17 protein-coding genes are annotated in these 20,086 nt (G+C 37.7%); 11 read left to right on the forward strand and 6 right to left on the reverse strand.

All coding sequences use genetic code 11. From position 1 onward, the window contains the following. The first annotated feature begins 80 nt into the window (after positions 1 to 80). Positions 81 to 1,226 carry a cysteine desulfurase family protein gene (locus tag IGK86_RS01370; protein ID WP_016617028.1) on the forward strand — a complete coding sequence of 382 codons (1,146 nt, stop codon included), beginning with the start codon at positions 81 to 83 and terminating at the stop codon, positions 1,224 to 1,226. A 51-nt stretch (positions 1,227 to 1,277) separates the two neighbouring features. On the opposite strand, the gene IGK86_RS01375 is transcribed toward IGK86_RS01370, so the two are convergent. Continuing rightward, entirely contained in the window at positions 1,278 to 1,970 is a 693-nt protein-coding gene (locus IGK86_RS01375; protein ID WP_002355236.1) for a response regulator transcription factor, read from the reverse strand. Beyond that, positions 1,967 to 3,310: a sensor histidine kinase gene (locus IGK86_RS01380; RefSeq protein WP_002385380.1), complete on the reverse strand. Its 1,344-nt coding sequence runs from the start codon at positions 3,308 to 3,310 to the stop codon at positions 1,967 to 1,969. The genes IGK86_RS01375 and IGK86_RS01380 overlap by 4 nt, the downstream gene beginning before the upstream one ends. A 324-nt stretch (positions 3,311 to 3,634) precedes the next feature. Between IGK86_RS01380 and IGK86_RS01385 the strand changes: the two genes are divergently transcribed. The 5 genes from IGK86_RS01385 (at position 3,635) to IGK86_RS01405 (ending at position 9,268) form a co-directional block, all read left to right on the forward strand. Continuing rightward, positions 3,635 to 4,612, forward strand: a complete 978-nt coding sequence (locus IGK86_RS01385) for a DUF4822 domain-containing protein (protein ID WP_002373189.1) — start codon at positions 3,635 to 3,637, stop codon at positions 4,610 to 4,612. A 184-nt stretch (positions 4,613 to 4,796) separates the two neighbouring features. Beyond that, the gene (locus tag IGK86_RS01390; RefSeq protein ID WP_010707875.1) at positions 4,797 to 5,762 is read left to right on the forward strand and encodes a DUF4822 domain-containing protein; all 966 of its coding nucleotides are present in this window, start codon (positions 4,797 to 4,799) and stop codon (positions 5,760 to 5,762) included. A 219-nt stretch (positions 5,763 to 5,981) separates the two neighbouring features. Next, on the forward strand, positions 5,982 to 7,028 hold the full coding sequence (locus tag IGK86_RS01395; protein WP_438741927.1) for a DUF4822 domain-containing protein: 1,047 nt from the start codon (positions 5,982 to 5,984) through the stop codon (positions 7,026 to 7,028). 173 nt (positions 7,029 to 7,201) lie between these two features. Then, positions 7,202 to 8,005 (forward strand): ankyrin repeat domain-containing protein, encoded by an 804-nt coding sequence (locus IGK86_RS01400; RefSeq protein WP_002373191.1) that lies wholly within the window; start codon positions 7,202 to 7,204, stop codon positions 8,003 to 8,005. A gap of 51 nt (positions 8,006 to 8,056) precedes the next feature. Then, entirely contained in the window at positions 8,057 to 9,268 is a 1,212-nt protein-coding gene (locus tag IGK86_RS01405) for an amidohydrolase family protein (protein WP_002392486.1), read from the forward strand. Positions 9,269 to 9,377: 109 nt separating this feature from the next. Here the strand turns inward: IGK86_RS01405 and IGK86_RS01410 are convergent, their stop codons facing one another. The 4 genes from IGK86_RS01410 to IGK86_RS01425 form a co-directional block, all read right to left on the reverse strand. Beyond that, on the reverse strand, positions 9,378 to 9,797 hold the full coding sequence (locus IGK86_RS01410; protein WP_010775526.1) for a type II toxin-antitoxin system death-on-curing family toxin: 420 nt from the start codon (positions 9,795 to 9,797) through the stop codon (positions 9,378 to 9,380). Further along, the gene (locus IGK86_RS01415) at positions 9,794 to 10,033 is read right to left on the reverse strand and encodes an AbrB/MazE/SpoVT family DNA-binding domain-containing protein (RefSeq protein WP_002358371.1); all 240 of its coding nucleotides are present in this window, start codon (positions 10,031 to 10,033) and stop codon (positions 9,794 to 9,796) included. The genes IGK86_RS01410 and IGK86_RS01415 overlap by 4 nt, the downstream gene beginning before the upstream one ends. A gap of 100 nt (positions 10,034 to 10,133) precedes the next feature. Then, a complete protein-coding gene (locus IGK86_RS01420) occupies positions 10,134 to 10,946 on the reverse strand; it encodes an alpha/beta hydrolase (protein ID WP_016617032.1) in 813 nt (270 codons plus the stop codon). Beyond that, the gene (locus IGK86_RS01425) at positions 10,921 to 12,513 is read right to left on the reverse strand and encodes a PucR family transcriptional regulator (protein WP_438742604.1); all 1,593 of its coding nucleotides are present in this window, start codon (positions 12,511 to 12,513) and stop codon (positions 10,921 to 10,923) included. Before IGK86_RS01425 ends, IGK86_RS01420 begins: the two co-directional genes overlap by 26 nt. 122 nt (positions 12,514 to 12,635) lie before the next feature. Here IGK86_RS01425 and fdrA point away from each other — a divergent pair, with 122 nt between their 5' ends. The 5 genes from fdrA to IGK86_RS01450 all read left to right on the forward strand — a co-directional run bounded on the left by fdrA (position 12,636) and on the right by IGK86_RS01450 (position 20,036). Continuing rightward, positions 12,636 to 15,647, forward strand: a complete 3,012-nt coding sequence (gene fdrA / locus IGK86_RS01430; protein WP_002355249.1) for a DUF1116 domain-containing protein — start codon at positions 12,636 to 12,638, stop codon at positions 15,645 to 15,647. Continuing rightward, on the forward strand, positions 15,640 to 16,473 hold the full coding sequence (locus IGK86_RS01435; protein WP_016615443.1) for a DUF2877 domain-containing protein: 834 nt from the start codon (positions 15,640 to 15,642) through the stop codon (positions 16,471 to 16,473). The genes fdrA and IGK86_RS01435 overlap by 8 nt, the downstream gene beginning before the upstream one ends. A 9-nt stretch (positions 16,474 to 16,482) precedes the next feature. Next, entirely contained in the window at positions 16,483 to 17,736 is a 1,254-nt protein-coding gene (locus IGK86_RS01440) for an MFS transporter (protein ID WP_002355251.1), read from the forward strand. 134 nt (positions 17,737 to 17,870) lie between these two features. Next, on the forward strand, positions 17,871 to 18,809 hold the full coding sequence (gene arcC / locus IGK86_RS01445) for a carbamate kinase (protein WP_016617033.1): 939 nt from the start codon (positions 17,871 to 17,873) through the stop codon (positions 18,807 to 18,809). 6 nt (positions 18,810 to 18,815) lie between these two features. Further along, positions 18,816 to 20,036: a dicarboxylate/amino acid:cation symporter gene (locus IGK86_RS01450; RefSeq protein ID WP_002361159.1), complete on the forward strand. Its 1,221-nt coding sequence runs from the start codon at positions 18,816 to 18,818 to the stop codon at positions 20,034 to 20,036. Positions 20,037 to 20,086: the final 50 nt, after the last annotated feature.

Here is a 20,086-nt window from a genome sequence, read left to right on the forward strand (position 1 = left end):
TTTTATGGCGTGGGGGTGACTTGAAGTGATACTTTAGAAAGTATATAATGGGAAAGAATTTTAAAAAAGAAGGGTGACAAATGATTTATTTTGATAATAGTGCAACTACACCGATTTACCCCCAGGCTTTAGATACATATGTAAAAACCAGTCAGCGGATTATTGGCAATCCGTCTAGTCTGCATGACTTAGGCAACCAAGCCAATCGGCTCTTACAACAAGCACGGAAGCAGATTGCGGAGCTAATCAATGTTTCAGCAAATGAAATCTATTTTACAAGTGGCGGAACTGAAGGAGATAACTGGGTTTTAAAAGGAACGGCAATCGAAAAACGAGAATTTGGTAATCATATTATTATTTCTGCAGTGGAACATCCAGCAGTTACAGAAACAGCGGAACAATTAGTCGAACTAGGTTTTGAACTTTCTTATGCGCCAGTGGATAAAGAAGGTCGTGTGAAAGTCGAGGAATTACAGAAATTAATTAGAAAAGAAACGATTTTGGTTTCTGTTATGGCAGTCAACAATGAAGTGGGAACGATTCAACCAATTAAAGAAATCAGCGAGGTTTTAGCGGAGTTTCCTAAAATTCATTTTCATGTAGACGCGGTTCAAGCAATTGGGAAAGTTAATTACTCAGAGTGGTTAACGGATCGGGTGGATTTTGCAACGTTTTCTGCACATAAATTTCATGGACCACGAGGCATTGGTTTTATGTATTGGAAACAAGGAAAACGTTTAGCGCCGCTTTTAACAGGAGGCGGGCAAGAAAACAACCAACGCAGTGGGACAGAAAACGTACCAGCAATTGTGGCAATGGCCAAAGCGTTACGTTTGCATTTAGAGAACGGACAACAACGGCCGCAACATGTGGCGACATTACGGAGTTATTTATTAAAGGCGCTAGAAGAATTTCAAAATGTGACTGTTTTTTCACAAGATAATGAACATTTTGCGCCACACATTTTATGTTTTGCTTTGAAAGGGATTCGTGGCGAAGTGCTGGTCCATGCATTGGAAGAAAAACAGATTTATATTTCGACTACGAGTGCTTGTTCTAGCCGAAAAAAAATGGCTAGCAGCACCTTGTATGCCATGCATGTGCCAGGGGAATTAGCGACTTCCGCTGTGCGCATTAGTTTAGATGAAAGCAATACAATGGCAGAAATTGAACAATTTATGATTGTTTTCAACCAACTTTATCAAAAATTTTCTCGTGTAAATTAATAAAAAATAAGTCGGAGCCTAGAAATAGGCTCCGACTTATTTTTGCTCTCTTTATCGATTGAAGCGGTAGCCACTTCCCCAGAGTGTTTCAATTGGAGAGTCAGAAAGATTGGCTTTTTTTAATTTTTCCCGAATCCGTTTAATGTGAACAACGACAGTCGAAACCTCAGTATCTAAGGCATCAAACCCCCAGACACTTTCAAAAAGTTCTTCTTTATTCCACACACGGTTAGGATGTTCCATCAAGAAAACCAACAATTTGTATTCTTTGCTTGTAAAAATAACTTCATTTTCTAAAACAAACACTTTGTGGGCGGCAGTGTCGACAGCGATTTCATTGATTTTTAGTAATTGTGGTGGTTGTTCTGCTTTGCTTAACAATTGATAACGGTTCATATGGGCTTTTGCTCGAGCGACTAATTCATTGGGACTAAACGGCTTGATTATATAATCATCCGCACCTAAGCCAAGCCCACGAATTTTATCAATATCTTCTTTTTTAGCCGAAACAATCATGATCGGCGTTTGCTTTTTTTTCCGAATTGCACGACAGATTTCAAAACCATCCATAGTTGGCAGCATCACATCTAAAATAATTAAATCAAAGGGCTCATTTAAAGCTGCTTCCAATCCTTTTTTTCCATCATGTTCAATTGTGACAGTCATATCGTTAATTTCTAAATAATCTTTTTGCAAATCAGCAATGCTTGGATCATCTTCAATAATTAATACATGTGGTTTCATTTTTCATCCTCCAACAACGGCAGCGTAATTATCACGTTGGTACCGTCTCCTTTTTTACTTGTGACAGTGATTGTTCCCTGATGATAGTCAATAATTTGTTTGACAATACTTAATCCCAAGCCGCTTCCTTTAACTGTTGGGGTTCGAGATTTGTCTACACGATAGAAGCGTTCGAATAAATAAGGTAATTCTTTTTTATCGATACCAATGCCGTTATCTGTAATGGTTAAAACTAAGTCTGTTTGATTATGCGTTAAAGAAATCGTAAAGGCTAGTTGTTCTTTAGTGGGATCCGCAAATTTAATGCTATTTTGAATTAGATTGGTAATCACGCGATTCATCTGCGTGGGATCCATTTGAACGTATAAAGCTTCGGTGGGAAGTACAGAAGTAATCACGAGTTCTTGTTCCAAACGGTATTCTTCAAGAATATGTGCAATAAAACGAGTGAAATTGGTCTTTTCCATTGTAAAGACAGCACGGTCTAGGTCTAATTTAGAATACAAAAATAATTCTTCAATTAAATCATTGAGGCCTAAACTTTTTTCATGAATGACCGTTAAATAGCGCTGTTTTTTTTCTTCAGTATTGGCAACGCCATCCATCAAACCTTCAACGTAACCAATAATAGAAGTAATTGGTGTTTTTAAGTCATGAGAAATATTTGCAATTAATTCTTTCCGATTAGCTTCATATTTTTCGCGTTCCGCATTGGCTTCTTCTAAATCTTGCCACATTTGTTCAAAACTAAGTTGGAGCTGTTTGACTTCTGTTGAGACGGTTTGGTGGCTAGTTGGTGTAAATGGATTTTCTTTTTGGGCATCCTTACCCAATGTTTTAGTCGCTTTTTCTAATGCTTCTAATGGCTCGATAGTGGTTTTGGTTAAGCGCTTATTAATGAGCCAAGCTGCCGCAATTGCTACAAGGATAATTAACAAAATCATCCAGATAATCCAGCGTGTGAAGAATTCAAAAAGGCTGCTTTCGCGTTTCAAGACAATAAAGCTCCCGTTAGAACCATCTAAATAATGAAAATCGGATTTGACATAATGATATAGACGCCCTGCATTATCCAGTGTGCCAGTTGGCATAATATTATTCATTTCGTAGTTTGGAATATGTACAGACAAAGATTTTTCTACTAAATTATCCGAATAATAAGGAAACCGTGCATTCTTTCGAATAATCACACTTAATCCTTTTGCCTCAATTGTTTGAATCGTTTCCTTTAATTCTTTACTTAAAGGCGTATCTAGTAATTTCGGTGACTTTTTTAACAATTGATCTAAGGCTAAATAACTTTCTTCTTCGTTAGCGGTCAATGGTCGTTGCTTATTCATCATTCGGTAAGCTTGGGGCAAACTGGGGACAGTTCCTAATGTGATGTAAGAAGCTAAGGATAAAACAGCTAAAACAGAGGCTAAAGTAATAATGATGGCACTAATATAAGAAATAAAAAAGCGGCGTTTAATGGTCAAAAGCGTCCCTCCTAGTGGTTTTAATCTATTTCTTACTTATAGTGTATTACAAGTAAACAAAAAAAAGCTAGTATTGTTATTAACTTTTTTTCATTTGTTTATAATTTGTTCATTTTTCGGCAAGTAGGAGTTTATAAGGCTTTGCTATTCTAGGTATATCAAAAAGAAAAAAGGGGATTACCAACTATGAAAAAGAAAAAAGTTTTTAGTACGATTACCTTATTAACCTTTAGTACGTTGTTGATCGCAGGCTGTGCTGGCGGAGCCAACTCTGCAACAGATAAATCAAGTGCAGCTAGCTCAAGCACTGCAGTCTCTAGTTCAGCAGAAGCAGCTAAAGAGCAATCAAAAGGACAAGAATTAACAGAAATTTTATCCAGTACTGATTGGCAAGGCACAAAAGTTTACGACAAAAATAATAATGATTTAACAGCAGAAAATGCTAATTTTATTGGTTTAGCAAAATATGATGGTGAAACAGGTTTTTATGAATTTTTCGACAAAGAAACAGGTGAAACCCGTGGCGATGAAGGCACATTCTTTGTGACAGATGATGGCGAAAAGCGTATCTTAATTTCGGATACACAAAACTATCAAGCAGTGGTTGATTTAACGGAAGTAACGAAAGATAAATTTACCTATAAGCGAATGGGGAAAGATAAAGATGGGAAAGATGTAGAAGTCTTTGTAGAGCATGTCCCTTATTCTGATAAAAAGTTAACCTTTACGAACGGTCGTAAAGATTTAGAAACAGAAACTGGCAAAATTGTTACCAATGAACCTGGGGATGACATTTTAGGGGCCACATTATGGAATGGCACGAAAGTTTTAGATGAAGACGGTAACGATGTTACTGAAGCAAATAAAATGTTTATTAGTTTAGCGAAATTTGATAATAAAACAAGTAAATATGAATTCTTTGATTTAGAAACGGGTAAAACACGTGGAGATTTTGGTTACTTCCAAGTAATTGATAATAACAAAATCCGTGCTCACGTTTCAATTGGTGACAATAAATATGGAGCTGCATTAGAATTAACAGAATTAAATGATAAACGTTTTACGTATACACGAATGGGTAAAGACAATAACGGCAAAGAAATTAAAGTTTTTGTGGAACATGAACCGTATGAAGGCGACTTTACGCCAGACTTCACGTTCTAATTAGTCAATCACGAGTGGATGAAGCGGTCAAAGGGAAGTAAAGGATTCTTTTGACCGCTTCATTTTTAACAAAAAAATAGTTTATAGTTGTTTTTAATCGTTTATAAATTGTTCATTTTTCTGACAGTGGTAGTTTAGAATCGTTTGTTAAGATTGGTTTATCAAAGAAAAGGAGCGATGCTTTATGAAAAAGAAAGTATTAAGTTCGATTACTTTAGTAACATTAAGTACGTTACTTATAGCAGGTTATGCAAGTCCAGCATTTGCAGGTCATGCAGCCAATCCAAATAGTGCTACAGCAAATTTAGGCAAACATCAAAACAATGGCCAAACAAAAGGCGATAAGGCGACTAAGATTTTATCTGGCACGGACTGGCAAGGAACCCGTGTTTATGATGCTGCTGGTAATGATTTAACGGCAGAAAATGCTAATTTTATTGGGTTAGCAAAATATGATGGTGAAACCGGGTTTTACGAGTTTTTCGACAAAAACACTGGGGAAACCCGTGGTGACGAAGGAACATTTTTTGTGACAGGTGATGGCACAAAACGAATTTTAATTTCGCGGACACAAAATTATCAAGCCGTAGTGGATTTAACCGAAGTGAGTAAAGACAAATTTACTTACAAGCGTTTAGGGAAAGATAAACTGGGGAATGATGTTGAAGTTTACGTGGAACACATCCCTTATCATGGGAAAAAATTAGCTTTTACAAATGGACGTGAAGCATTAACCAATCAAACTGGCAAAATTGTGACAAATAAATCAGGGGATAAAATTTTAGGAACAACCTTGTGGAATGGCACAAAAGTCGTAGATAAAAACGGTAATGATGTGACAGCGGCCAATCAAAATTTCATTAGTTTAGCGAAATTTGATCCAAACACAAGTAAATATGAATTTTTCAATTTACAAACGGGTGAAACCCGCGGCGACTTTGGGTACTTCCAAGTGGTGGACAGTAACAAGATTCGGGCCCATGTATCTATTGGTACGAATCGTTACGGTGCGGCGCTAGAATTAACGGAACTAAACAATGATCGATTTACGTATACTCGAATGGGTAAAGATAACGCTGGTAATGATATTCAAGTGTTCGTGGAACATGAACCTTACCAAGGCACATATCATCCAGCCTTTACTTTCTAAAAGTCTCTTGTCTTCTCTCTCATTTAACAAAAGAACGTCCCCCAACGTTCTTTTGTTTTCTTCTCTTCTATAAATAAATTGTTATTAGTTACAATTAAATATTATTATTAAGATAATTATAATAATTATTATTTAATAATTTGTTCATATTATGGACAGGTGGAGTTAATAACTACTTGCTATCCTTAAATTATCAAGAGGGAAAGGGAGTAGTAGCTTATGAAGAAAAAAATCGTTGGTACAATTACATTGTTGGCTTTAAGTACGTTATTAGTTGGTGGAGCAGGAGGGGCTTTGACGGCAGAAGCATACGTTCCTCAAAGCGTAGACAATCCCAATAATTTAGGGAATTTACCTGAGTATTTACGCTCGGTTGGTATTCGGCAAGATGAAATGTTATCGGAAAAAGATTGGGCAGGTCAACGTGTCTATGATAAAAATGGGACCGATTTAACCGCTGAAAATCAGGATTTATTACATGCAATTAAGTTTGATGCAACCACTAGTTTTTATGAGTTTTTTGACAAAGAAACTGGGAAATCCATAGGTGATGAAGGGACCTTCTTTATGACCGCTGGCTTATCTGATAAGAGCTACTTAGTAATTATTTCTGAAACAAAGAATTATCAAGGTGTTTACCGGTCAAGAATGTTGTACCAAGATACTTTTACGTATACACAAACAGGGAAAGACAAAGCAGGAAATGATGTGGAAGTTTTTGTAGAAAATAAAGCAACCTCTGGTCCTGTCTATGGATATCCGCAACCTTTCCCAAATAATCGTCCGAGAACACTGGAATTTACGAATGGCCGACGTGCGATGACAGAGCAAACAGGGGCAATCGATATTAATCGACCTGGTGATGAGATTCTTGGAAAAACATCTTGGTTGTATGGTACGCCTGAGCGCTTATGGAATGGCACGAAAGTAGTGGATAAAGATGGCAATGATGTAACATCGGCTAATCAAAACTTCATTAGCTTAGCGAAATTTGACCAAGACAGCAGCAAATATGAATTTTTCAATTTACAAACGGGTGAAACCCGTGGCGACTATGGCTACTTTAAAGTAGGAAATCAAAATAAATTCCGTGCCCATGTGTCCATTGGAACCAATCGCTATGGCGCTGTCTTAGAATTAACAGAATTGAATGATAATCGTTTTACGTACACACGAATGGGTAAAGATAACGAAGGAAACGATATCCAAGTCTATGTGGAACATGAACCATACCAAGGAACTTTTGATCCTGAATTTACCTTTTAAGAACAAAACATACGAATGGAAACCAAAAAAAGTTTCGACTTCTTTTGGTTTCTCTCTTTTTAAAATAGAAAAACAGAGAAAGCGTTTTAATCGACAAATAAAAAAAGATTCGTTAGATTAGAACCACTGGAGAAAAATCTCATATTTCTCTCGAGGAAAGGAAGTTGAGCACAATGAACAAAAAAATTTTAATGGGGCTATTAAGTGTCGTGACCATTCCATTACTTGCTGCGTGTCAAGGAGGAGAAACACCTTCCGCAGCGTCAAAAAATAGTCAAACGGTGACTACTCAAAGTAGTGCAAAAACTGAAAGCACCAGTACAACCCGTTCGGTGGCTCAAACAACATCAAAAGAGGAAGTGAAAGAACCGATGAAGACCTATGAAGTGGGTGCGCTTTTAGAAGCAGCCAATCAACGAGATACGAAGAAGGTCAAGGAAATTTTACAAGATACTACTTATCAAGTGGATGAAGTCGACACAGAAGGCAACACACCGCTCAATATCGCTGTGCACAATAATGACATTGAGATTGCAAAAGCGTTGATTGATCGGGGTGCCGATATTAATCTGCAAAACAGCATTAGTGATAGTCCCTATCTTTATGCGGGAGCGCAAGGACGTACGGAGATTTTAGCGTATATGTTAAAAAATGCGACCCCAGATTTAAATAAGCATAACCGTTACGGTGGCAATGCGTTAATTCCGGCAGCTGAAAAAGGACATATTGACAATGTGAAGCTCTTGTTAGAAGATGGACGAGAAGACATAGATTTCCAAAATGACTTTGGCTATACAGCGTTGATTGAGGCAGTGGGGTTACGTGAAGGGAACCAACTATACCAAGATATTGTAAAATTGTTAATGGAAAATGGTGCGGATCAATCCATTAAAGACAATTCTGGTCGAACAGCAATGGACTATGCCAATCAAAAAGGTTATACGGAAATTAGTAAAATTTTAGCACAGTACAACTAAGTATTGTGTCCTTTCGGGAAGGAATAAATACAGGTAGGAGTGAAGGAAAGCATGAATTATTGGTTAAAAAATGTTCGAATTGAAACAGGGTATCAAAAAGAAGGTGACTGGTTATCTGGGACAGTAACCAAAGAAGTGGCAATTGAAGTAACAGATGGAGTATTTACGAAAATCATCCCCAATGAAGAATTGGTAGAAGAACCTGGGTTGACAATTATTGATGGGCACCATCAATTGATTTTACCAGGTTTGATTGAAAAACATTGTCACTTTGATAAAAGTAAACTAGGCGTTCCGTGGTATCCGGTGACGCCAGCGAAGTCAATTGTGGAACGTGTCGAAGCAGAAATCCCTTATTTAGATAGTTTAGAACTTTCTTTAACAGAACGCGCCAACCATTTAATTGACTTAGAATTACCACATGGCGCGACAGCCTTCAGAACACATGTCGACGTGGAACCGATGACAGACTTACGTTATTTTGATGAAGTCCAAGCATTGGCCCAAACGAAACCATTTGCGGTAGAAATTGTCGTCTTTCCACAGCACGGCTTACTACGTTCAGATTCCGTTGAATTAGTTGATCAAGCATTGGCAAAAGGTGCCGATTTTATTGGTGGCGTGGATCCTTATTCACTAGATGGTGATTACAAAAAATCATTGGCTGAAACATTCCGCTTAGCAGATAAACATGGTGTCGGTGTGGATATTCATTTACATGACCGTCACGAAGCTGGGACAACAACGATTAAAGAAATTATCCGTTTAACGAAAGAATATGGCCTACAAGACAAAGTATTTATCAGCCATGCCTTCGGGTTAAATGATTTCATTGGTGAAGAACGTGATGAAGTTTATGATGCTTTAGCAGCAGAAAAAATTCATATTAATTCCAGCGTGCCAATCACACCTAACACGATTCCGCCAATTATGGAATTGTTACGTCATGGAGTCAATGTCCATCTTGGTTGTGACAATATCTACGATTGCTGGTCTCCTTATGGTGATGGCTCATTACAAGAAAAATTGGCTCGTTTAGGTGAACTTTTTAATGTGAAAGATCAAGATGCTTTAACCCAATTATTGGGCTTAGTGACAGATGGTGTCACAACTTTAGACGAACAAGGGCAAGCAAATTGGCCGCAAGTTGGTGCTGAAGCAACTTACTTACTCACTGAAGCAGAATGTGCGGCGGCTTTTGTCGCTCGTCAGACACCGGTGGAAATCAGTGTGGTAAAAGGAACCACACTTTATCAAAAATAACAAAAAGAAGCGAGATTTCTCGCTTCTTTTTTTGTTATTAAATTTATTTGGATTAGACGCTTAATTTTACAATTGAAAACGACATCCATCTTATATTTCATTGATGAAATTAGTGAGAAGAAGTATGATTTAATTTAGCTCTGATTACTTTTGATACATCGTTTTTCAACTGATCGAAATCTGATCTATAAGTAGCAATAAAAACCAATAAATCAACGCCTTCTTGCGTATCTAATTGGAAATCATAACCGTTTAATTGTAAAAATAAGTCGGTTGCCATTACAGCTGTCCGTTTAATTGCATTGTAAAAACAATGCTTTGTTGCAATGTTAATCATTAAAATAGCTGCTTTTTCTTCAATTGTTGGGTACAGGTCAACGTCAAAGACGAATTGTGCTGGTTGGTTGCTAGCCATTTCTAATGCATTACGATCTTTGATGCCAATTTGTTCTGCGGGAGAATACGTTTGGATCAAGAAAGTATTCATTTGAAATAGATCATCCGCTGATAAATAATAAATACTTTTCATTTAGTAACCAATTCTTTGTACAGCTCATTATGTTTTTGTTTTGAGTTCTCCATCATTTGTTGTAATTTTTTTTGATGTTCTGACATATTTTTTTTAACAATAATATCTTTTAATTTTTCTTCGTCTACATAAACGGTGTCTGTCGCAGTCGCACCAATGCTTTCTAGAAACTCTTTTGACAATGTCATAACAACAGAATTCCCAACTTTTCTAAGTTTTCTTTCTTTGATTTCCACCAGTAACCCACCTTTCGTATATATTGTATATACAGTATATCATGGATCATAAAAAAGTTTCTATCACAAGTCTAATACTTTAATAAAATTTCTTGATTGCTTATCGTTCCTTCAGCCAGCTATCCAATTGCTCAAATAAAGTGATGACCGAAGGATCTTTGGTTTGTTTTAAAAAATCATGTTCTAAATAGTAAACCGCTTTAAAGGTACTCTCAGGAATGGTCCGTCCGATTTTTTTGCTATAGCGGAACGGCACTTCTTCGTCTGAGCTGCTAGCTGTACTGAAACAAGGGGGAAAAGTTTTTAATGTTTCGTCTGACAGTGCGTAAGCAGACCAGTCCCCATTTTCTGGTAATCCGTAAAAGTGCGGCAATAGCCCTTGCTGAATACTGTAATGATACAGCAGATAGCGAGAAAGAAAAGGATCATCCCAAACAGGCTTTGTTTGGTCAATGGTAGCTATTTCTTTAGCGGAAATGGCTTGCTTTAATAATTTTCGTGGCTCTTTAATAAATTCTAAATCTGTATAGCCGTAAAAATTGACTAAAAATTGTGGCGTCAAATTTAGTGTTTGTAATTGTTTGGTTAACTGTAACATTAAATAACCGCCAGCGGAACGCCCGCACAAACCAAATGGCTGGTTTTGAATAATCTCTTCGTTTAGCAATTGGAAGGTTTCTGTGAGCGCCCCTAAGATGTGATCGATTTTTGTATTTGGAGCCAACAAATAGTCCAGTGCTAAAACGGTATAGCCATTGCTTGTAAACAGCTCCTTCAGTTCTTCTGGTAAATCACTTTTGGTTCCATAAATCATCCCGCCACCGTGTAAATAGACGACATAGTTCGTTGATTCAGTCGTAGTGGGGTAGATAGTAACTGTTGCGCCATTAGCGAGTGTTTGATTGTTTTTCAAGTGCACGTCTCCTCATCTTTATAATGTATGTGGCAATTTCATAATTTAACAATTGCAAGGGATTGGCTAAGTCAATATCAAGAAGTTGTTCCACTTTGTTTAAACGATAACGAATCGTTTTTGAATGAAGGAACATCGCTTCAGAGGTCTGTTTATAGTTGCGATTATTTTGGAAAAAACTGTACAAGGTTTCAAACAAATCGTAGTTATTTTCGGCTAATTGATAAAGTGCGCGAGGAATTAATTCGTCTAAATTTTCCAATTGGTCTTCGCGGATAAAATTTTTAAATACCCCGATATCGGCTAAGGTGACAATTGGTCCGTTATAAAAAGTTTCATTAAAGCGCAGAATGTCCAGACATTCAATCAGTAGCTCTTTAATCCCTTCTCGTGATTTTAAACTGCTGACGGCAACGGTAAGCGTGTCGTTTTCTTCTAAAAGTTCAGCTAATAAACGACTTAATTGCAGCTTTGTAATTTTTCCATCACTTTCATTGAAGTTAAAAAGGACCGCCGAATAATTTAGCTGATCAAAGAAGATGGATTTCACACGCAGGGTACGAAGTAAGGCAATAATTCGTTCTTTCATGAGTTGTGTATTGGTGTCTTTGGTAGAAAAAGCAATCGCTTGGTAAGAATCTAGTTCTTGCATTTGCACTTCACGAAGCAAACTGTTTAGCTCGTCAGGATTTTGCGGTGTATTTTGTAAAATAGCATCCGCTAAGTTGTTCAAACGAGTATACCGTTCTTTTTTTAACAAATTTTCGGTATTGAATTTTTCTTGCAAGACATCAATCGCATTTTCGATAATCACTAAATCCGTTTCTTTAACCTTTTCATCTTGTAAATAAACCAGAAGTAAACAATTAGTGGAATAACTATTGAAAATAGAAACTTCTAGTGCCAACTGTTTTTTGGGGTTGGCATGAGAATAAAGTGTTAAAAGAGAGTAATCATTTTTAGTGAACTCACTGTTTTTTAGTTTTTCTCTTGAGAGCACAATCGCATCATGGGGTAAGTCGCCATCGCTAATTTCCAGATGTTTATCCAACATTTTTAAAGCGAAGGGTAATTTAATGATGTCATAAAATTCTTGCATAATCGTCTCAACCGTTGGGTAGTGGCGCTCTAATTTGGTGAAACGTTGGCGTACATCGTAATACGTACGTAAGACATGCGACTGATAATTCAACAAAGGCTCGTAAATCGTAAACAGAATTTTTTCATAGCTAATGTCTTGTGTGATTTTAATTAAAGGAATTTCATAATTGAAACATAATTCGATAAACCACTCTGGAATCATTTTAATGAATCGATCTGTTTTCAAAATTAAGCCGCTGATGCCAATTCGGCGCATCTTTACGAAAAAATTTTCCAACTCTTTTTCTGGTAAATCATGCAATGCGTAGAAAGAAGTCAAAATTAACTGATTCTTTCTACTCCAGTTCTCAATGTCAATCGCTTCTAAGACCATTGCCGAGTGAACTTCATTGTCTAAACCAATCTCTTTCGTCAAAATTTTACCTTTTTTTAAGTCACCTATCGATAATAACTCTCTTAATTTCATCATTTTCTCCTTTTTTCCTCTTATGGATAAAAATTATACCATTTTTTTAGAATTATGTCCGATGAAAACACTTTCTCGTTTCGATACAATAGCATTGTAAGGAATAGATAGGAGGATGAACAATGTTACACACAGTAATTTTGAAAAACAATTACCAAGACTCCATCAACTTAATGTTATTGACCAATAAAATCAATGCATTAGATGGTGTAACCATGAGTCAAATCATGATGGGAACAGATGCCAACAAAGACATCCTTAACAACACGAACTTGTTAACGGATGAGGCCAATAGTGCATCTGCAAACGACATGATGATTGTGGTTGACAGTGAAAAAGAAAACATCATGGAAGAAGTTATGCCAGCGATTGATGAATTCTTAGATGATTTATCAGCAAAGGGAACTAGTGAAGAAGCACAAGCAGCGACTTCTTGGTCAGAAGCGTTTGATCTTTTACCAGAGGCGAATGTAGCGCTATTCAGTATTCCTGGTGAATATGGTGCGCCAGAAATGGAACGTGCCTTAAAAAATGATTTACACGTGTTCTCTTTCACGGATAATGTGTCAATTGAAGATGAAGTACGTTTGAAAAAATTAGCGCATGAAAAAGGCTTACTAATGATGGGGCCTGACTGTGGAACTGGTATTATCTCAAGTATTCCAATCGCCTTTACAAATGTTGTTTCTCCAGGAAACATTGGCGTTGTTGGTGCTTCAGGGACAGGGATTCAAGAAGTTACAACGATTATTGACCGCTTAGGTGGCGGAGTTGTTCACGCCATTGGTACTGGTGGTCGTGACCTAAGCGATAAAGTAGGCGCTATCACAGTGAAAGATGCTATTGTGGCCTTAGAAAATCACGAACCAACCGATGTGATTACAGTTATTTCTAAACCACCTGCAAAAGAAGTTCGTGATGAAGTGGTTGAATTATTACAAAGCATTTCAAAACCAGTCGTTGCGATTTTCTTAGGAGAAAAACCAACAAGTCACGAAGGCAAAGTTTATCTAGCTCATACATTAGAAGAAACAGCTAAAATTGCTGTTGATTTAGCAAATGATGTGGCCGTGAAGAAAAATTACTTTGAAGCATTAGCAAAACCAGCTGTACCAACATTACCAGAAGATAAAGTTGTAAAAGGCTTATATTCAGGTGGTACATTAGCTTCTGAAGCAGGTATGTTAATTTCTGAAGCTTTAGATCTTGGCGGTTTAGTGAAAGCAGAAGGTTATGTCTTGAAATCTCACGGTTATGAAGTCATTGACTTAGGCGATGATATGTATACACAAGGTCGTCCACACCCAATGATTGACCCAGATGTTCGTATCGAAAAAATTCGTGAATACGCACAAGATGAAAAAACGGGGATTATCTTATTCGATGTGGTGTTAGGCTACGGTGCTCATGAAGACATGGTTGGTGCGTTATTACCAGCAATTGAAGAAGCGCGTGCCACAGCCAAAGAAGCAGGACGCGATCTTTACTTTGTTGCAACTGTTTGTGGGACGACGAAAGATCCGCAAAATTACCAATCGTCGGTTGATCGTTTGAAAGAAGGCGGCGTTTTAGTTGCAGAAAGCAATGCTAAAGCTGTTCAATTAGCTTTATTACTAAAAGGAATCGAAATTTCAGAAGACGATAAAGAAGTGGTTGCTTACAACGGACCAACTGTCGATGTACCAAAACCAGGCGAAAAAGTAATGGAACTATTAACAACCAAACCAAGAATCATTAACGTTGGGTTGCAAAGCTTTACAGAATCAATCGTTGATTACGGTGGCGAAACTGTTCAATTTAACTGGCGTCCGCGTGCCAACGGCAATAAAAAAATGATTAAAATTTTGGATGCTTTGGAAGATTACAGTGAACAAATCGAAGCTGAAAATCACAAAGTAACAGACAAAATTAAAAATGCACAACCATTCTTAGTAGATGTGGTACCTGCAAAATCAGTGATTCCAGAATTAAATGATGATGCACAAAAAACATTACTTCATGCTGGACCACCAATCCAATGGTCTGAAATGACTGGACCAATGAAAGGTGCTTGTATCGGAGCTGCATTATTCGAACGTTGGGCAGACAATGAAGAAGATGCTTTGAAGATTTTTGAAGCTGGCGAAGTACGTTTCATTCCTTGTCACCATGTAAAAGCAGTAGGACCAATGGGCGGTATTACTTCTGGTAATATGCCAGTCTTTGTTGTAGAAAATCGCTTAGAAGGTAACGAAGCATACTGTATCTTGAATGAAGGTATCGGTAAAGTATTGCGTTTTGGTGCTTATTCACAAGAAGTAGTTGATCGTTTAGATTGGATTAAAGATGTTTTAGGACCAACTATTGCGAAAGCCTTGAAACTTTCTGAAGAAGGCTTGAACTTAAACGTATTGATTGCGCGCTCTATTACAATGGGTGACGAGTTCCACCAAAGAAATATTGCCGCATCTTTGAACTTCTTAAAAGAATTGTCTCCATTAATTATCAAAACAGATATTCCAGAAGATCAAAAATACGAAGTAATCAAATTCTTAGCTGACACAGATCAATTCTTCTTAAATGTCATGATGGCAACTGGAAAAGCAATTGTTGATGGTGCCCGTAAAGATACCAACGGAACGATTGTCACAACGATGACTCGTAACGGCGTGAACTTTGGGGTCCGGATTGCAGAAACAGGCGATCAATGGCATACCGCACCAGTAAATACACCAAAAGGTCTTTACTTCACTGGTTTCAGCGAAGAAGACGGAAATCCTGATGTCGGGGATAGTGCAATTACTGAAACAGTAGGCGTTGGAGCAATGGCTATGGTAGCTGCACCTGGCGTAACACGGTTTGTTGGTGCAGGTGGCTTTGAAGATGCGTTAGCAACCTCAAATGAAATGGCAAAAATCTGTGAAGGACACAACCCAACATTCTCAATTCCAACTTGGGATTTCCAAGGAACTTGTTTAGGAATTGATATCCGTAAAGTGGTGGAATTAGGAATTACACCAATCATCAATACAGGGATTGCACATAAAAATGCCGGTGTTGGTCAAATTGGTGCAGGGACAGTTAGAGCACCTCTAGGCTGTTTTGAAAAAGCCCTAGAAGCGTATGCTGAGAAACTAGGCATTACGGTTGAATAACCAACTAGTCATTAGTGACTACATTTTTCCTATCCACCAATATGGCAAGATGGGAACCATTCACAGTGTTTTTGAACGTTCATTTAATCTGAAAGTCCAGGATCAATTAATCAATGTTGCAAACTTCCATAATTATTTATCAAGCTTTGGTATGTTTTTGCCAGATCAATTGTTTCAAGAAATCTTTCCGTATGTACAACAAGGTAATAAAGTCAAAATCACAGAAAATCAGTTGACCTTTTACAGTACAGTCGGCGTGAAAACGATCCAACTCACACCTGCCGAGGTCGTTTCTTTAAACATTACTCATTTCAAGTTAGAAAAAGACCAATTACGCTTGTTGCGAGACCGCTTATTAGCGAGAAACTTAGAACGTAGAATTGGCCTGCCTTTAGACGAACGAGCAAAGCATATTTTCAAAAAAATGAGCCAAAAACAAAAAGTTTGGACACTATCGGAATGGCAAGAAGTAATGAATTATCTGATTGGTCGGGGCAAAGGGTTAACCCCGAGTGGTGATGACATTTTAGTGGCGTATCAAACAATTCTGTTCATACTTGCTGATGAAAGAGCTGCGGCGTTAGCCGCTACTCTTTCGGCAGCAAATTTATCCACAACAGATGTTAGTAAAGGCTATATTGCAAGCTCGGCTAAAGGATATGTAAATTCATTGTTGTATCAGTTACTCTTGGATTTGGAGAACCATCGGGATAATAGAGTTGACGAAAATATTGACAGAATTATACAAATCGGACATTCCTCTGGTAAAGATATGTCATTTGGAATGTTACTAGCTTTACAATCTGTAGAGTTAGATGAGAAGTGAGGAGAAGACATGGAGAATAGTAAAAAAAATCAAGCAGTGCAAGTGAGCAATAGTTACTGGATTAAAGTCGTAGCCATTTTCTTCGTAGGCTGGATTTTAATGTACGCAACACGAACTATTTTTAATCCAGTGATGGGGGTCATTGGAGAACAATTTGGTCTAAGTAACACACAACTTGGTTTAGCCAATAGTATCTTCTTTCTAACCTATGCTGTTGCACAGATTCCTTTTGGGATGATTGGCGATAAAATTGGGCGGAAATTAGTCATTGCTGTTGGGTTTATCGTTCTTGCTATTTCTACTTATTTTAGTGGATTAGCGACAACCTTTGTTATGTTTTTAGTCATTCGTGCAATTGCTGGTATTGGACAAGGAGCTTACTATGGCCCGCAATATGCGCTATCGACAGAAGCGATTCCAGCAAGTAAACGGACCATCGGTAATGCCATCATCAATAGTGGGATGGCCTTCGGTACATCAGGTGGGTACCTACTTTCAAGTAAGTTGGTTTTAGAAAATGGTGAACATTGGAGCAAACCATTCTTTATCATGGCGATTCCAACGTTTATCGTAGGAATTCTTTTCTATACAATTTTGAAAGAAAAAGTGATTCGTCCTGGTGAAGAAGCTGCACGAGCAGCTGCTGAAGAAGGACCGCAAGAAAAGATCTCATTAAAAGAAATTTTCTCAAATCGTAATTTATTAGCCGCATTTATTTTATGTTTCACAAGTATTTATGCAAACTTTGTCATTATTACTTGGTTGCCACAATTTTTAATTGCTGAACGCGGCTTTACAGGAGCGAGCGTTGGTTTCATTTCATCACTTGTACCATGGGCCTCTATTCCAGGCGCCTTAATCTTCGCTCGTTTGAATGATAAAACAGGTGCGACGAAAAAATTAGTCTTTACATTAGTACCTTTAGCAATCCTATCTGTCTTTGCGATTGCTTTTGTAACAAATCGGACATTGTTAATTTCTGTTTTAATTCTTTATGGGTTAACAGGGAAATTAGCGTTAGATCCAATTATGGTGACTTTTGTTACCAAACATGCACCAAAAGCGGCCTTAGGAACAACGTTAAGTGCCTATAATTTTATCGGGATGTCAGGGTCAATCCTAGCACCGTATGTCACAGGATATTTAGCAGATACAGCAGGCTCAATGCAAGTTGGCTTCTATCTTTCTTGTGTACTATTAGTTATTGGTTTACTAGCTTTTGCTTTCTTAGCTAAAGATGAAAGTAAACCGAAATTAGGTTAATTATCCCTTCGATAATGACTGAAACAATCAAAATGAGCAAGACAAAATCTTTCATTTCGTAAACAAATTATTTCTTATCCGTCGATACTGAAAAGATTTTGTCTTTGCTTTACTAAAAAGGAGCGAATCAATCAATGAGTTTAAACGTAATTGCCCTAGGTGGGAATGCTATTTTAGATACGGACCCAACAGATGAAGGCCAAAAAGCCGTCGTTAATCACGCGGCCAAATATATTGCAGAATTTGTTGCCAAAGGGGAACAAGTCATTGTCTGTCACGGAAACGGACCACAAGTAGGGAATTTGCTTTTACAACAAAAAGCAGGCGAAAGTGAAAAAAATCCAGCGTTGAAATTGGATACTTGTGTTGCGATGACACAAGGAAGCATCGGTTACTGGTTACAAAATGCTTTAACTAATGAGTTTGAAAAACGTAACATTGCTAAACCAGTTATCTCTGTAGTTACGCAAGTGCGTGTGGACAAAGAAGATCCTTCGTTTAAAAAACCATCCAAACCAATTGGTCCATTCTATACAAAAGAAGAAGCTGACGCGGAAGCAGCCAAAGATGGCTCTACGTATGTGGAAGATGCTGGCCGTGGCTACCGAAAAGTTGTTCCATCACCAATTCCTAAAGAAATTGTTGAAAAAGAGGCGGTTCGTGCTTTAGTAGAGGCGGACGTTTTAACTATCTGTTCTGGTGGCGGGGGCATTCCGGTCGTAGCAGAAGACGGACAATACGTAGGTGTGGAAGCGGTTAACGACAAAGATTTCTCTGCACGTGTTTTAGCTGAAAACGTTGATGCAGACCGTTTGATTATTTTGACAGGCGTTGATAACATCTACATTAATTACAATCAACCAGATCAAAAAGCATTAGAACAAATCAGTGTAGCCGAAGCAGAAGAATACATTAAAGAAGGTCACTTTGCTGCTGGTAGTATGCTACCAAAAATCGAAGCTGCCTTAGACTTCGTAAAAGGTGATGACAAACGGAAAGCAATCATTACTTCTATCGAAAACTTAGAAAACATCGATAAAGAAGCAGGAACTGTGATCAGTCAAAAGGGGTAGTTTACCATGAAAAAACCGTCCATGATCACCCAAATTGCAATTGCTGTTGTCGTAGGAATCCTCGTAGGACTCTTGATTCCTGCTAGCGGCAATTACTTGAAAATAGTTGGAGATGTCTTTTTGCGACTGATGCAAATGGCTATTCCTATCTTGATCTTAGGGCAAATTGTCCAAGCAGTTGGCAGTATTAATCCAAAAGAATTAACGAGCCTTGGGGGTAGAACAATCGCTGTTTTCGGGATTTCCTCCTTAGCTGCCGCTTTATGGGGCGTCCTAATGGCAGTCATTTTTAATCCAGGATACGGTGTTAAAATGACTGGCTTCCAAGATGCTTCTATTAAAGCGCAAGAAATCTCAATCACTGATACGATTTTAAATTTCGTTCCGAAAAATATTTTTGATTCACTGACTCAAGGATCGATTATTCAAATTATTGTCTTTGCATTATTTTTTGGTTTAGCACTGAATAAATACTTACAAAGCCATCCAGAGACACAACTCTTCCAAATAATTGTGGACTTTAATGAAGTTATCATTACAGTCATTCGATACGTCATGTATCTAGCACCTCTGGGGATTTTTGCTTTAATTGCTTCAACAATTAGTCACTTAGGCCTTCAAATTATTTTACCGTTAGTGAAGTATCTATTGGTCTATGGATTAGGAACTATTTTATTTTTGGGCATCTGGATTTTGGTTATCACATTGTACTGTAAAGTAAGTCCACTACGTTTAATTACAAACATGAAAAATATGTCTGTGATGGCCTTGGCGACAACTTCTTCAGCAATTACTTTACCAGTAGCTTTGGAAGAAACAGAAACAAAATTAGGTTTAAGTAAGCGAATTACTAACTTAGTGTTGCCGTTAGGTATGTCGTTAAACAGTAACGGTTCAGCGATGCATATGGCTTTTACTGTAATGACTATCGCTCAGATGTATCAGCTAGAGTTTGATATTACGAAAATGATTTACTTAGCAATTACAGCAACGTTTGTCTCACTAGCAAACGCAGTTGTTCCCGGTGCGGGCTTAGTCTCACTGGCAGTGATTGTTCCGCAAATGGGTTTACCCATTGAGAGTATTGCAATTTTTGCAGGCGTCGAATGGTTTGTTGGCATGTTACGAACAATTTTAAATGTCAATTCAGATGTTTACTCTGCTATTCTAGTTGCAAAATCAGTGGATGAAATTGACTATACTGTCTTTAACAGTAGCAATAAGTAGTGAAAAAAGGGGAGGAAATGCAAGGACGAAGAAGAAAATCACTTGTTTTC

The sequence above is a fragment of the Enterococcus sp. DIV1206 genome, from assembly GCF_051712485.1.
Lineage (GTDB): Bacteria > Bacillota > Bacilli > Lactobacillales > Enterococcaceae > Enterococcus > Enterococcus faecalis.